Here is a 15,493-nt window from a genome sequence, read left to right on the forward strand (position 1 = left end):
TAACAGGTGGGAGAGTAGGTCGGTGCCGAATTTAATACGGAGCCCGTTGTCGAAAGATAACGGGCTTTTGTGTTTTGAAAAGTAAAAAGTAAAAAGTAAAAAGTAAAAAGTAAAAATTCAAAAGGATTGTGCCCGGCAGCAGATCTTACTCCACACGCAAGATTGCCGCGCCCTCGTACCTCCGGCTCGCAAATTGAAATTAAAAAGTAAAAATTCAAAAGTCAAAAAACCTACACAGTACCATTTCTACGTACTAATATCTAATCTCATTACGCCATACGCATTACCCAATACCCCAATCTATATACTAAGTACTACATACTAAAATCTATAGTATCTCAATACGTACTACTCACTACTCAATACCCACTACCAACATCCATCCCACAACCTTTCCGCCGCATGCCGCGGCAGGGCAAATACTTTTGTGGGGCAAAAGTATTCGAAACCCCGTCGCTTGAAACCTTTGCAAGGCATGGCCTGTGCTGGGGCAAATTTCTACATACGGCAAAGCTTTCGATGCGACATTTTGCTTAATAATAGTTAGTGCAATTGAAATTCAGAATTCAAAATTCAAAAGTAAAAAGGATTGTATAGGGTACCAAACCCTACATACGAAGCACTACAATCTAACTACTAACTACTAACTACTAATATCTAATCTCATTACGCAATACTCATTACTCACTACTCAACACGCAAGATTGCCGCGCCCTCGTACCTCTGGCTCGCAAGGACGTCCACTTTAAAACACTTCATGTCTCAATTCGCATTACGCACTACCCATTACTCACTCCAAATCTACCTCCTACGTACGATCTACTAAAATCTATAATACCTCACTACGCAATACCCGTTACACATTACCAATTAATTAGGTATCTTTGCAGAGCAATGGGTACATTATTAGATAGTGGCGTGAAGCCTTACAATCATTACGGCGCTTACTTGAAAGAAAAGTATGATGGGCAGCGCGTCTTTAAAGTTATAGTCGATGGAAATTTTACTTGTCCGAACAGGGATGGTAGCAAGGGATATGGTGGTTGTACGTATTGCAATGTAGATTCCTTTACGCCAGATACGGCAAGAAAAATTCCCTCCATCCGTGAGCAGGTTGAGAACGGGATCGAACGTGCACGAAACTCCTATGGTGCGGAGAAGTTTATTATCTATTTTCAGCCAAATACCAATACATACGCGCCAACGCATTTGCTGAAAATGATGTATGATGAAGCGCTTAGCATAGATCCAGAAAACACCTTAGGACTTTCTGTAGGAACACGGCCAGATTGTTTGGATTTTGACAAAATAGCGTTGTTGGAGTCGTATACAGATCGCCTTGACGTTGATTTGGAGATGGGGATGGAATCCATTTATAATGACACCTTGGAACGGATTAATAGAGGCTGCTCCCACGACGAGTTTCTTTCAGCGATGAATATGCTCAAGAATACGAAATTGGAGCTTTGTGTCCACACGATCTTTGGTTTTCCTTGGGAATCGGAAGAAATGATGCTGCAATACGCGCAGGAGATCAATAGACATCCAGAAATAAAGTTTGTTAAGCTGCATCATCTCCATATTGTAGAAGGCTCGATTATGGGTGTAAAGTATAAGCGTGAGCCTTTTAAATTGTTTACGATTGAAGAGTATACCGACTTTTTAGCCAAGTTTATTCCGCTGTTAAGACCAGATATCATTATCCAGCGTATTTTCGGCATTGCGGATAGAGAGTTATTGATCGCTCCCAACTGGGGGTATCCGAAATCGAAGATTCAGACGCATATTGATAAGGGGCTAGAGGCGAGAGGTGTGAAGCAAGGAAGCTTGTATAGCGTTTAGCATAAAAAACGAGAGGAGTTACTCCTCTCGTTTTTTTATTTAAGGATAGTCTTTAAATCTGCAGGGGAGTAATTTATAGACTTTAATGTTTTATTGTCTCCCTCTCTAAATACCAAAAATAGCCCGTCTACCTCTTTATAAAACGAATTTACACCTTTCGTTTTATAATGCGCTTGCGTAGCAATCGCCTCGTCTTCATTTTTACAGGCTTTGCTCATGTTGGAGCGTTGAACCTCTTCGAATAGGGCGTTGAACTTATCTTTTAAACCAAATTCGAGTACGGCGCCAGAGAGAACATATTGAATATCGCATAAAGCATCAGCTATTTCCACCAAGTCTTTATTATCGATAGCTTCCTGTAATTCCTTTAACTCTTCTGCGATCAGTGCCACACGCAGTTGGCAGCGCCCTTCATCAGGAATAGTCGGTTCTTCCAAAATTGGATGTTGGAAAGTTTTATGAAATTCAGCTACGGAAGTCAATGTTTTTGGATCTGTCATGTTTTGCAATTTTTGCTAAATTACAAAAACTTCAGGCAAGAAAAAAAGGCGCCATTGCAGCGCCTTGTATATTACTTCATTAAATGTTTAAGCTGCACAAGCTCTCGCTCTTCCAGATATCTCCATCGTCCGCGCGTCAAATCTTTCTTAGTTAAGTTGGCGTAAACCACCCTATCCAATTTAACAACCTCATAACCCAACGATTCAAAAATACGGCGCACAATGCGGTTCTTTCCGGAATGTATTTGAATACCCACTTCGCGTTTACTTCCACCTTGTACGTAGCTCAAATCATCAGGTTTAATTAAACCATCCTCCAACTCAATACCAAACTGAATTTTATTGAAATCGCCCTGCGTTAGGTTCTTGCTGAGTTCTACGTTGTATATCTTGCTGATGTTATTGCGCGGATGAGACAACTTCTCTGCGAGGTTTCCGTCATTCGTCAATAAAAGTAAGCCTGTGGTATTACGATCTAAGCGTCCCACTGGATATATACGCTCTTTCGTTGCTTTTGCGACCAAATGCATAACTGTGCGGCGTTCCTGAGGGTCGTCCGTTGTGGTGATATAATCTTTTGGTTTATTCAATAGCACATACACCATTTTTTCGCGTTTTAAGCGCTCGTTGTTATAGCGAATTTCGTCAGTTGCCGGATCTACCTTCGTACCTAATTCGGTAACCACTTCGCCATTTACAGATACTACACCAGAGGTGATGAGCTCGTCAGCTTTCCGACGTGAACAGATACCGGCATTAGAGATGTAACGATTTAGGCGAATTAAACCATCGTCTTTAGGCTCCGCAGAGGCAATCTTTTTACGTGGGTGAAAGGTCTTTACATCGCTATTTCCTTCAGTATCATCAAATCTTTTAAATGGACGTTTTGATTTGTCAAAACTTCGGTTATCACCGCTAAATTTCCGATCACGGTTGTCGCGCGTTGGATAACGGTCGCCTTTATCATCGTCATTCCGTCTATCTTTCTTCTCAAAACTGTTGAACGGTCTATCGTTCCCCCTTCTGTCGTCTTTCTCAAACTTGTTGAAAGGTCGATCGCTCCGCCGCCTGTCGTCTTTCTCGAATTTGTTGAAAGAACGCGTACCATCGCTTCTTCCTCCTTTGTCAAATTTATCGTAAGAACGACCGGAGTCCTTCTTTTCAAACTTGTTGAATGGGCGATCCGCGCTGTTGCGTTCCCCCTTGTCAAATTTCTTGTAAGAACGTTCGTCGTCGCGCTTCTCTCTTTTCTCAAATTTATTGAATGGCTTGTCTGACTGTTTTCTATCAGTCCGCTCGAATCCCGGTTTCCCAGATCCACTTTTTGATGAAGATTGTTGATTGCGACCACTCTTAGACCCGAAACTTCTTTCGTCACTTCGGCCTTTTTTGGAGTTGTCATCACGACTGTTCCTTTTGCTATTGAATGGCATATTTTTTTGGAATTTAGGTTACAAAGTTAGTGTTTTTATTTGAATGTTTGAAAAAAAGTTATGGTCTATAATCCCTGTTTAAACATCCGGAAGTAAAGTTTTTCGGCAAACTCGGTTCAGGGGGCTTCTGGGGAGGTTTGGAACCTACGGAAATGCTTTGTATATTTGTCGGCTGAAAAATGAACCAAGCTATTTTTGATCGTTTTCGAGTTTTCTTTACAACAAATTCGATTCGTGGATAGGTAGCAGTAAGGGATTGAATGATTAAAAAAAAGGTACTATGTTCTTCTATAGTTTTATCAGTCATGTTGCTGTCGAAGCTATATACAAACGCAAACTCTTCTTCCAAGAAGGATCCGATTCGAAAGGCTCTTCTGGAACAGGTAGAAAAAAAGAAAAAGGCATCAGCTATGACGCCTCAAAAACAAAAAGAAGCTTATTACAGTTCGATTCGATTCGCGAATAAGCAACTCCCGCTTCACAAGCATACGGTGGAGACCAAGTTTGAAAGGTATTTAGCAACCTTTTCATACCGTAAGCAGCAGTCCTATGCGCTACATGCCAAAGCGGCAAAACACCTCCCCAAAATAGCTTCGATCCTGAAATCGTATGGCATTCCAGAAGATTTTAAATACGTCCCACTTATTGAGAGTGATATGAATCCGCAAATAACCTCGCACAGAGGAGCCGGTGGCTATTGGCAATTTATGCCTTCCACAGCGCGTCTGTACGGCCTTAAGGTGGGTGGCAAATATGATGAACGCAAAGATCTCATTAAATCTACGCACGCTGCTGCTCGCTACCTTAAAAGTCTGTATAGGGAGTTTGAAGATTGGACTTTAGTTGCCGCAGCTTATAATATCGGCGGAGGTAGCCTAAAGGCCGCCATTCGCAGGCAGGGAACCAGCGATTATTACAAATTACGCCTGAACCAAGAAACAGGATCGTATATTTACAAGCTAGCTTCGGTGAAGCAAGTTATCGAAAACCCAAACAAGCACGGCTATAAGCGTTATGCTAAATTAGACGATAAATACCAAAATGTGAATGAGCAAAACCTCTTATAGAAGGTTCAATACATATACTACAAACAAAAGTCCTCTTAAGGGCTTTTTTTTATGCGATTCCCGTTGGTAATACAGTGAAAAGTACCTATCAGGATAGTGACTAACGTCATTTTTTTCCCGGGTTTCGATCATTAGAATGTCATAGAAATCGCTCTACTTTTACCGCAGAAATTAATAACAAAAGTATGCAGTTAGAGCAATTTAAGTATGACAACAGGATTGTGCGCGATTTCGGAGTCGCGACGATTATTTGGGGTCTGGTGGGCATGTCCGTAGGCTTGTTGGTAGCCTGCCAGTTGATATGGCCCGAAATGAATTTCCTTACCCAATACAGCACGTTTGGAAGGGTTCGTCCGGTTCATACCAATGCCGTCATTTTTGCATTTGTAGGCAATGGAATCTTCATGGGCGTGTATTATTCCTTACAACGCGTGCTGAAAGCTAGGATGTTTAGTGACGTGCTGAGCAAGATTCATTTCTGGGGCTGGCAACTGATTATTGTCGCCTCGGCAATCACGTTGCCCTTAGGATTCACTTCATCCCACGAGTATGCGGAAATGGAGTGGCCTATTGATATCGCCATTACGTTAATCTGGGTGGTTTTTGGTATCAACATGTTCGGGACGATCATCAAGCGCAGAGAGCGGCATATGTATGTGGCCGTCTGGTTTTACATTGCTACGTTTGTCACAGTTGCCGTACTGCACATTGTCAATTCAATACAGCTACCTGTAAGCATGTGGAAGAGCTTTTATGTGTACGCCGGCGTCCAAGATGCGTTGGTGCAGTGGTGGTATGGTCACAATGCCGTGGCGTTCTTCCTAACCACGCCCTACCTGGGCATGATGTACTATTTTTTGCCAAAAATGGCTAACCGCCCAGTGTACTCATACAAGTTAAGTATCCTTCATTTTTGGTCTTTGATATTCATCTACATATGGGCTGGCCCGCATCATCTACTGTATACTTCGCTACCTTCTTGGGTGCAATCGCTGGGCGTGGTTTTTTCCATTATGCTCATCGCGCCCAGTTGGGGCGGAATGATCAACGGCTTATTAACCCTACGCGGAGCTTGGGATAAGGTGCGCACGGAACCTATGCTAAAATTTATGGTAGTCGCGCTAACGAGCTATGGCATGGCTACCTTTGAAGGTCCTATGCTGTCGCTTAAGCAAGTCAATGCGATTGCGCATTTTACCGATTGGATCGTTGCGCACGTGCATGTAGGTGCGTTAGGATGGAATGGATTTATGACGTTCGCGATACTATATTATCTTATCCCACGGGTTTACAAAACTACGTTACACTCTAAGAAACTCGCAAATGTGCACTTTTGGATCGGTACATTGGGCATTTTGTTTTATGCCATACCTATGTACTGGGCGGCTGTGGTTCAAGGACTTATGTGGAAAGAGTTTACGCCTGAAGGCGTCCTTAAATACCCCAACTTCTTAGCGACCACCTTGGAGATCATTCCCATGCACATGATGCGCGCCATCGGTGGAGCACTTTACCTTAGCGGCGCCATTATCATGACTTACAACTTGGTGAAGACAATTAAAAAAGGGAGCCTGCTGGCTAATGAGGCGGCCGAGGCACCCGCTTTATTGCCGCTGAAATCGATAGAACGCGATCAGCACCGACGCTTGGAGCGGAAGCCCATTCTGTTTATGGTACTAGCCCTCATCGCTATTTTGATTGGGGGGATTGTCGAAATGATCCCAACGTTCACCGTAAGCAGTAATATTCCGACGATAGCCGCAGTAAAACCCTATACAGCATTAGAACTGCAAGGCCGTGACTTATATATCCGTGAAGGATGTGTAAACTGCCATTCCCAGACTGTACGTCCTTTTCGTTCAGAAACCTCACGCTACGGGGAGTATAGTAAAGCAGGTGAATTCGTATACGATAGGCCATTCCTGTGGGGGTCAAAGCGGACTGGACCTGATTTGCATCGCGTCGGCGGAAAATATCCGCACAAATGGCATTTCGATCATTTACTTGACCCCACCATAACCTCTCCGGGAAGCATTATGCCCGCTTATCCTTGGTTGATCGAGCAAGCCTTAGATAACAGTACGTTGCAAGCGAAAATGCGTGCGATGCGCACTTTGGGGGTCCCTTATCGTGGCGACGAGATCGATCAAGCACTTGCAGATTTACAGAAACAAGCAACGAACATCACGAAAGATCTGGCCTCGAACCAAGTCGAGATTCGTTCGGATCGCGAGATCGTGGCCATGATTGCCTATCTGCAACGTTTGGGAACAGATATAAAGGCTGTTGTAGCAGAAGAACCAGCAGCAAAATCAGATCAAAACTAGAAAGACGCTATCATGTTTAAGCAAATAACAAATTTAAATGGTGATGAAATGTATCTCATTACCTCCCTATGGATTTTTTTGGTCTTTTTCCTTCTTGTGGCCTGTATGCTAGTCTGGATGAAAAAGGACCACGTCAATTACATGAAAGACATTCCGTTTATGGATTCGGAAGAAAGGGATGGAGAACCATTGCATAGAAATTGAAATCATGAATACAATATTATTAACCGTAGATACCACGGCCAAAACTGCCGAATGGTATATGGGATCGGGAAAAGTGTATAACGACGTACTGATTATTGCACTTATCGTTGTGATGTTGGTCCTGCTTTCTTCGTCTATTGTCGTCCATCGTGCCATTAATGCTATAATCAAGCTTACTATGCCCGATTTAGCGGCGGAAGAGGAAGCAAAGCGCGCCAAAAAGATCGATTGGCAGGCGCGCTGGAATAGGCTGTTAAGCTTGCGGCCTTTAGCGGAAGAAAAGGATATCGAAATAGACCACGAATATGATGGTATTAAAGAATTGAATAACCCCATTCCTGCTTGGTTCAATGCGCTATTTTATTCCACATTAGCTTTTGGTATTGTATACCTTTTGGTCTACCATGTATTCAGCTGGGGACTGACTCAAGAGCAAGAATACAACCATGAGGTGGCCGTCGCCGAAAAGGCAAAGCAAGAATATTTAGCTCAGGCCGCAAACCTGATTGATGAGACATCGATCACCGTAGACGAAACTGGTAGTATGGCGGCGTCTGGAAAAGCGGTCTTCATGTCGAACTGTGTGGCCTGCCACGGGAATGCGGGAGAAGGGGGGATAGGACCAAATTTAACCGATGACTATTGGTTACATGGTGCCGATATAAAAGATATTTTCAAGGTTGTCAAATACGGCGTAGCGGCCAAAGGTATGGTGCCATGGGAACAAACACTTACTCCTGGACAAATCGCCGAGGTAAGCAACTATATCCTTTCTCTGCGTGGCAGCAATCCCGCGAACGCAAAAGAGCCACAAGGAGAGAAAATTTCGGTAGCGGAGGCGTCCCCAATGGAGGCTGGTGCAAAAACGGATTAGTGTAGAAAAGAACAGATCAAGAAGATGGGAGCAGTGTCCACAGCTAAGGTAGCACAGGAAAAACGGGCGCACGAAAAGCGTAAATGGATCTATGTGAAAAAGCCGAAAGGCCGGCTTTATCGCTATCGACAGTGGGTGGGGTATCCGTTGTTACTGCTTCTTCTTGTAGCCCCCTTTGTTAAAATTAATGGCAACCCGTTTTTGATGTTTAATATCATCGAACGCAAATTTTCAGTCATAGGTCAACTTTTCTATCCCCAGGATCTATACATCTTTGTATTTGGAATGCTGATTGTCATGATAGGTGTGCTGCTGTTTACGGTGGTCTATGGGCGGGTTTGGTGTGGATGGGCTTGTCCGCAAACGATTTTTATGGAACTCGTTTTTCGTCGGATAGAGTATTGGATTGAAGGTGACTGGCAGCAGCAAAGGAAGCTTAACGAAGGATCCGATTCGGATGCTAAAGCATGGAGGAAATTTCTGAAGCATAGCGTCTTTTTTATCCTATCCTTTTTGATCGCTAATGTCTTTTTAGCCTATATTATTGGCATTGAGAAGCTAGGCCAGATTATTGTTGCTCCTGTTTCGGAACATCTGGGGGGCTTCATCGCTATTTTGCTGTTCACGTTTCTATTTTATGGGGTTTTTGCGCACGTACGCGAGATTGTTTGTACGACCATCTGTCCCTATGGTCGCTTGCAAAGTGTGCTATTGGATGACCAAAGCTTAACCGTAGCCTATGATGTTGATCGGGGAGAGCCCCGAGGTAAGATTCGAAAGGATACATCATTGCAAGGGGATTGTGTGGATTGTAAACTCTGTGTGCACGTCTGTCCAACCGGGATCGATATCCGGAACGGCCTCCAGATGGAATGTGTAAGCTGTACGGCTTGCATCGATGCGTGCGATACCGTTATGGATAAGATTGGAAAGCCTAAGGGCCTCATCGGCTTCTATGCAACAGCCGAAGCGCTGAACAAACAGGGATTTAAGAAGAAGAATATGCGCGCGATTGCGTACTCTTCGTTGTTGGCTCTACTCATTGGTGCGTTGGCTGTGCTATTATTCAACCGATCCATAATAGGTGGAACGTTGTTAAGAGCCAACGGCAGCAGCTACCAATTAATGGCCGACGACAAAGTAGGAAACCTTTATACCCTGGAACTTCTCAATAAATCAGGGAAGGAAATACCCTTTGTATTAGAACCGGTAGACCCAGGCTACAGCCTTCAACAAGTCAATCCTATAAATTCGCTGGGAAAAGAAGGTACAGCGACATTGAGTTTCTTTCTACGCATAGACAGAAAAGATGTTAAACAATACAAGCAATATGTAAAGGTAAAGATTGTATCGGCAGGAAAAGCTATTCACGTTATGAAAACAACCTTTATTGCTCCATTACCAAAATAAGAATAGTATGAATTGGGGAACAAAAATAGTTGTAGGTCTGGGCACATGCATGCTATGCATTATTTGCGCTGCGGTATACATGGTGGTAAAGAACACTGACAGCTTGGAAGAAACGGACTACTACGAAAAAAGTCTGCACTATGACGAGGTGTATCTCGGAAAGCAAAATTTGATACGCGACCAAGCTATGCCGCTTGTGCGTGTTATCGATGACACGTTGTGCCTAGATTTTAAGCAAGAGCTTAATCGAGGCCAGTTAAAGTTTAAGCGACCTGCCGATAATGCTTTAGACGTGACATTACCTTTCTCCACGACGGCGGGCAGCTATAGGATTGCCCTTGCATCCTTTCAAAAAGGAAGCTGGCAGCTCGAGATTGCTTGGCAAAGTGTCCAGACAAACTATATTTCAAATCATCAAATTTATTTTTAAGCCATGGCTTACCATCACCTTGCTTTTTTTATGGGATTGCTTGGAAGCATACATTGTGTTGCGATGTGTGGCCCATTAATTTTTGCTATCGATAGACAGCTGGGCTTCAGTTGGCGCGTGTTGCTACAGCGTGTGCTTTATCAAATGGGGCGTGTGATGATGTATGGGCTTTTAGGACTGCTACTGGGAGCTGTTGGCAACCTTGCTTTTATGCGCGGGTGGCAGCAGGGTTTCAGTATCGTGATGGGAATCATATTGGTCGCTATAGCGTTCCTGTATATGCTTGGCAGGCGGCATCGCGCGATCAACAGCTGGCAAATGCGGGTGTTACAACCTTTCGCGAAAATAATGGGCTTCTGGTTAAACAGGCCCGGAGGCGCGTTCTTCGTGGGGATACTTAATGGCCTGTTGCCCTGCGGTATGGTATATATGGCTCTAGCATCGGCGATGAGCGCAGACTCCGTTTTGGCCAGCTCCCTCTTTATGCTATATTTCGGTTTAGGAACATTACCGCTGCTCTTCTTTTTTTCCTTGATTAGTGGGATATCGAAATCACTGCTCAAAGGAGGTTTTTCACGGATTATGCCTGTCTTATATCTTGTTATGGGTGTTTGGTTTATGCTGCGCGGAGCTAATTTAGATATTCCCTACTTAAGCCCCTTGCTGCACATTGATGGAGCCATACATTGTATGTAATATCGGTCAAAACTTACCGTTGGTTCACCAACGGTAAGGCTGGTATACTCCATATCCCGAAACGGCTGCCGCTCGTTTATCGCCAGCCCCCGCCTAGGGAACGGTATAGATCAACATAAGCCTGCAACTGGCGTGCGCCGATATCTACCAAAGACAGCTCACTATCCAATGCATTGCTTTGGGCTGTGATGACCTCTAGGTAGGTTGCGTAACCTCCCTTAAATAGTAATGACGCATTTTTAACGGCAAGCTGCGAATTTTCGACTCGCTTTCTAGCCAGCTTCAGTTGTTCCACTTGTTTCTCTACGGTCACGACTGCATTGGATACTTCACTCACGGCTTCCATAACAGAGCGTTGCAACTCGAGCTCAGCCTTTTCTCGTTCCAATCGCGCCACCTCGTACTGATTTTTTAATCTTCCGTTTCTAAAGACTGGTCCTGTTAAGTTTCCGACAATACCCCCGAGAAGTGCACCGGGAATGTTGAACCAATTTTTTGGAAGCATGGAATTGACGCCAAACACACCGTTGAGAGAAAGTTGTGGATAGCGCATGATTTGCTGGATATTCATTTGGGCATTAGCAGAGATCAGCGCATACTCTGCTCGTTTGATGTCGGGCCTGTTACGTACAATTTCAAGGGGTGCTCCCAATGTTATCCCCGTTTCCGTATTCATCAAGCTATCTATTTTATTGTTGCGACCGACGGCTTCGGGCATTTGACCGATGAGCACGCGCAGTGAGTTTTCCTGAATAGCTATTTCCTTCTCGATCTCTGGGATGAGGGAGGCTGCCAATAGTCGTTGTGACTCCGTCTGCTGTATAGCTAAGGCTGTTATTTCGCCAGCCTCAAATTGAAGTTGTATCATGCGCAACGTGCTGTCGTTTAACGTTAAATTTCGTTTAGCAACTTCGATCTGGGCATCCAACATGATCAAGTTAAAATAGCCTTTGGCAATATCGGATACAAGCATGGTCTGAATCGCATTCTTTGCCTCGTAGGAGTCCAAAAATTCCGCTTTCAATTGATCTTTCTGATTAGCGATACGTCCCCAAATGTCAAGTTCCCAACTAAATTCTATTCCACTTGCAAACTGTGATTGGTAGTTAAACAGTTTATTAGGTGCTTCCCCTCCTTCTTCCGTGTACCATTTTGATGAGGGACCTGCATAAAAATCTCTGGATCGGTATTGTCGATTTACGGTAGCGATATTGGCGTCAAAAGCCGGAAGGTACTCTAAGCGGTTCTGTCGAAGATTACGATTGGCAATTTCTATATTTTTCAGCGCGGTGCGCATATCGTAGTTGTTTGCCAGTCCGCTATCGATAAGGGACAATAGTTGAGGGTCGTTGAAAAAACTACGCCAAGGTATATGGCCGAAAATTACGGTGTCTTCTCGGTAGGTGATGGTGTCACCCCGGAATTCTTCCGGCAATCCCAATGCAGGCGGTTGGTAGGGTTTTCCCACCTTGCAGGCAGATGCTGCAGCAATAAGAGCTATGCAATATACTAGATGAACAAATTTCAGATATTTCATTCTTATTCCTCCGTTTTAAATCTTTTTTTGACTTTTTCGTCTAAAGTCTTGAACACAACAAACAGCATCGGGATGATAAATATGCCGAATATAACTCCGGCAAGCATACCGCCCGCGGCGCTAAAACTAATGGAATGATTTCCGATAGCAGACGGCCCCACACTCCACATCAACGGCACTAAACCGGCGACGAATGCGAGGGACGTCATTAAAATTGGCCGTAACCTTAACTTGGCGCCCATGATGGCTGCGTTGTATACACTCATTCCTTTTTCGCGCTCTTGCACGGCAAACTCCACGATTAGGATGGCATTTTTTGCTAAGAGCCCGATCAGCATGATTAGCCCTACTTGCACATAAATATTATTTTGCAGACCAACCAGCAAAACCGTAGTGAAAACGCCTACTAGCCCGACGGGGACGGACAGTAGAACGGCCCAAGGCAAAATATAGCTCTCATACTGCGCAGAAAGCAGGAAGTAGACAAAGAGTAGGCTTAAGCCGAATATAAGAATAGTCTGAGAGCCTGACTGGCTTTCTTCAAAAGACATCCCCGTCCATTCGTAACCATAATTGCCCGGTAGCTGTTCGGCAGCCAATCTTTCGATCGCTTCCATAGCATCGCCAGTGCTAAAACCAGCGGCTGGTGTGGCATTGACCGTAATGGAGTTGTAAAGGTTATAGCGGGAAATGGTCTCTGGCCCGATTACTTTTTTTAGGGTCATTAGCGTTCCTACGGGAACCATTGCGCCATCTTTATTTCGAACGAAGATAGAATTCAACGATTCGGGATCTGTGCGAAAATCGAAGTCAGATTGCATGTACACGCGGTACGTCCGGCCAAAGCGGTTAAAATCCCCTGCATTTACACGGGCAAAATACATTCGTATGGTGTTCATCATCTCTCTGATATCTACACCTAAGCTTTTGGCTTTTACAACATCAATATCGGCCTCGTACTGTGGAAAGTTTGATGCAAATGAGGTATATGCGTTAGCGATTTCGGGAAGATTGTTGATCTGATTAATGAAGGTATCGGCTACCATATCAAAATCTCGGATATCGCCTCCCAGTCGATCTTGAAGAACCAGCTCAATACCAGCGAAATCGCCAAATCCTTGCACGGTCGGTCGCGGAAACACCTTAAATGTAGCTTCGTTGATTTGCGAAAGGTCAGCACTTACGCTGTCCATGAACGCCTCGATAGCCGGTATATCGCGTCGTTCGCTATGTGGCTTGAGATTGATGTATCCTGCCGCGAAGGCCGGACTCGTACTTCCATCCAAAGCATTAAATCCAGATACCGTCGTCATACCCGCTACGTCATTGTATTTTTGCATAATGCTATCTGCTTGGCGTAGCACAGCAGTAGTCCGAGATAAAGAGGCTCCTGGAGGCATGATGAGCGCGTAGGTTACGAAACCATCATCCTCTGTAGGAATAAAGCTTTTGGGGGTTTTGACCAGCAAAACGGCACCAGCAACGGTAATTAGTAACAACCCCAACCAAGCTACTTTTTTCTTAGCTATAAGAAATTTCACAGCCGTGATATACTTCGTCGTCAGCCTATCGAAAGACGCATTGAAGGCGTTAAAGAACCTGTTTTTATAGGTGTTAAATTTGTTTTGCTTCTTCTCTTCTTCCGTATCTGTTTCGCCGTGTTTTACAGGTTTGAGTAACAATGCACATAGTGCAGGACTGAGGGTCAGCGCATTCAACGCGGAAATCAAAATTGCCGTGGCTAGCGTATAGGCAAACTGCCTGTAAAAGATACCGGCAGGGCCTTCCATAAATCCAACAGGAAGAAACACCGCAGCCATAACCATCGTGATCGATAAGATGGCACCTGTGATTTCAGACATCGTCTCCAAGGTAGCCGCTTTGGGCTTCATGCCCGTGTCGTGCATTTTTTGATGAATGGCTTCCACCACGACAATGGCGTCATCGACAACGATACCAATGGCTAGTACCAACGCAAACATCGTGAGTACATTCAGGGAAAAGCCAAATAAACTCAAGAAGAAAAATGTTCCGACCAGCGACACCGGGATAGCTATTGCAGGAATTAAGGTAGACCGAAAATCTTGTAGGAAAATAAAGACGATGATAAATACCAAAATAAAGGCCTCGAATAAGGTGTGCTTTACCTGGCTGATCGATTCATCAATCTGATCGCGCACACTGTATGATATTTCATAGTGGATGCCTTTAGGAAAACTTTTAGCCATCTCCTCTAAGACCTGACGCACCTCGATATCAATAGCGTGTGCGTTAGACCCACTTGTCTGTGTGATGTTGAGGGTTAAGCCTGGATAGCCGTTTACTTTATTATCACTTCCCAGATTCGTGGCGCCAAATTCGATCCGCGCAATATCTTTCAAATACAGCACCGATCCATCCTTGTTGGTTTTGATAACCATGTTCTCAAACTCTTCCGGTTTAGAGAACCGGCCCTTATGCTTGATGACCGTCTCAAACACTTCGTCGGATGTCTCCCCAAATTTCCCGGGTGCAATTTCGAAGTTTTGATCGCTTAATGCCTTAGTAATATCTTGGGGTACCAAGTTGTAGACGGCTAATTTCTCTGGATTTAACCACACACGCATGGAATAGTCACGTGCGCCAATACGAGATACTTGTGCAACGCCATCTACGCGGAGCAACGGGCGGATCATATTGATCTGTGCGAAAGCCTGCAAGAAGGTTTCATCGTAGACGGAATCCTTATGATCAGAATAGAGGTTGATCGTCATGATGGCGCCGCTTTGTCGCGGTTGCACCGTGATCCCGTTTTCATTTACCTCTGCAGGGATCGTACTTATTGCTTTGGATATCCGTGTCTGAACGTTTACCGATGCAATATCTGGGTTGGTTCCTGTTTTGAAAAACACCTGTACACTACCGGCTCCTGAATTACTGGCGGATGAGCGGATGTAAGTCATGTCTTCGACACCGTTAATCGCTTCTTCTACGGGCAATAAGACACTCTCTGCAACCGTTTCTGAGTTGGCTCCTGGATAGCTTAGCGAGACGACTACACTGGGGGGCGCTATTTCGGGAAACCTAGAGATAGGAAGCGTTTTCAAACCGACCAAGCCCAAGATCACAAGAATCAAAGATACTACAGTAGCTAGGACTGGCCTATTTACAAAGGTTTTTAACATATACTTTTT

11 protein-coding genes are annotated in these 15,493 nt (G+C 44.4%); 7 read left to right on the forward strand and 4 right to left on the reverse strand.

Going from position 1 to position 15,493, the window contains the following annotated elements:
* Positions 1 to 894: 894 nt before the first annotated feature.
* Entirely contained in the window at positions 895 to 1,842 is a 948-nt protein-coding gene (locus B0I21_RS00005; protein ID WP_133638305.1) for a TIGR01212 family radical SAM protein, read from the forward strand.
* A 35-nt stretch (positions 1,843 to 1,877) separates the two neighbouring features.
* Here the strand turns inward: B0I21_RS00005 and B0I21_RS00010 are convergent, their stop codons facing one another.
* Both B0I21_RS00010 and B0I21_RS00015 read right to left on the reverse strand, forming a co-directional pair.
* On the reverse strand, positions 1,878 to 2,342 hold the full coding sequence (locus B0I21_RS00010; RefSeq protein ID WP_133638306.1) for a pyrophosphohydrolase domain-containing protein: 465 nt from the start codon (positions 2,340 to 2,342) through the stop codon (positions 1,878 to 1,880).
* Positions 2,343 to 2,413: 71 nt separating this feature from the next.
* Positions 2,414 to 3,775 (reverse strand): pseudouridine synthase, encoded by a 1,362-nt coding sequence (locus B0I21_RS00015; RefSeq protein ID WP_133638307.1) that lies wholly within the window; start codon positions 3,773 to 3,775, stop codon positions 2,414 to 2,416.
* Positions 3,776 to 4,185: 410 nt separating this feature from the next.
* On the opposite strand from B0I21_RS00015, the gene B0I21_RS00020 reads away from it, so the two are divergent.
* From B0I21_RS00020 to B0I21_RS00050, 6 genes are all read left to right on the forward strand, one after another.
* Positions 4,186 to 4,842, forward strand: a complete 657-nt coding sequence (locus B0I21_RS00020) for a lytic transglycosylase domain-containing protein (protein ID WP_243835898.1) — start codon at positions 4,186 to 4,188, stop codon at positions 4,840 to 4,842.
* Positions 4,843 to 5,027: 185 nt separating this feature from the next.
* Positions 5,028 to 7,169 carry a cytochrome-c oxidase, cbb3-type subunit I gene (gene ccoN / locus B0I21_RS00025; RefSeq protein ID WP_133638309.1) on the forward strand — a complete coding sequence of 714 codons (2,142 nt, stop codon included), beginning with the start codon at positions 5,028 to 5,030 and terminating at the stop codon, positions 7,167 to 7,169.
* A gap of 208 nt (positions 7,170 to 7,377) precedes the next feature.
* Positions 7,378 to 8,247: a cbb3-type cytochrome c oxidase N-terminal domain-containing protein gene (locus tag B0I21_RS00035; RefSeq protein WP_133638311.1), complete on the forward strand. Its 870-nt coding sequence runs from the start codon at positions 7,378 to 7,380 to the stop codon at positions 8,245 to 8,247.
* Positions 8,248 to 8,271: 24 nt separating this feature from the next.
* A complete protein-coding gene (ccoG, locus tag B0I21_RS00040) occupies positions 8,272 to 9,657 on the forward strand; it encodes a cytochrome c oxidase accessory protein CcoG (RefSeq protein ID WP_133638312.1) in 1,386 nt (461 codons plus the stop codon).
* 7 nt (positions 9,658 to 9,664) lie between these two features.
* Positions 9,665 to 10,087, forward strand: a complete 423-nt coding sequence (locus tag B0I21_RS00045) for a FixH family protein (protein ID WP_133638313.1) — start codon at positions 9,665 to 9,667, stop codon at positions 10,085 to 10,087.
* A 3-nt stretch (positions 10,088 to 10,090) separates the two neighbouring features.
* Positions 10,091 to 10,783: a sulfite exporter TauE/SafE family protein gene (locus B0I21_RS00050; RefSeq protein WP_133638314.1), complete on the forward strand. Its 693-nt coding sequence runs from the start codon at positions 10,091 to 10,093 to the stop codon at positions 10,781 to 10,783.
* Between the two features lie 76 nt (positions 10,784 to 10,859).
* Here B0I21_RS00050 and B0I21_RS00055 read toward each other — a convergent pair whose 3' ends face one another.
* Complete coding sequence (locus tag B0I21_RS00055; protein WP_133638315.1) at positions 10,860 to 12,320, reverse strand: efflux transporter outer membrane subunit; 1,461 nt, start codon at positions 12,318 to 12,320, stop codon at positions 10,860 to 10,862.
* A gap of 2 nt (positions 12,321 to 12,322) precedes the next feature.
* The gene (locus tag B0I21_RS00060; RefSeq protein WP_133638316.1) at positions 12,323 to 15,484 is read right to left on the reverse strand and encodes an efflux RND transporter permease subunit; all 3,162 of its coding nucleotides are present in this window, start codon (positions 15,482 to 15,484) and stop codon (positions 12,323 to 12,325) included.
* Positions 15,485 to 15,493: the final 9 nt, after the last annotated feature.

The sequence above is a fragment of the Sphingobacterium paludis genome (assembly GCF_004364125.1).
Lineage (GTDB): Bacteria > Bacteroidota > Bacteroidia > Sphingobacteriales > Sphingobacteriaceae > Sphingobacterium > Sphingobacterium paludis.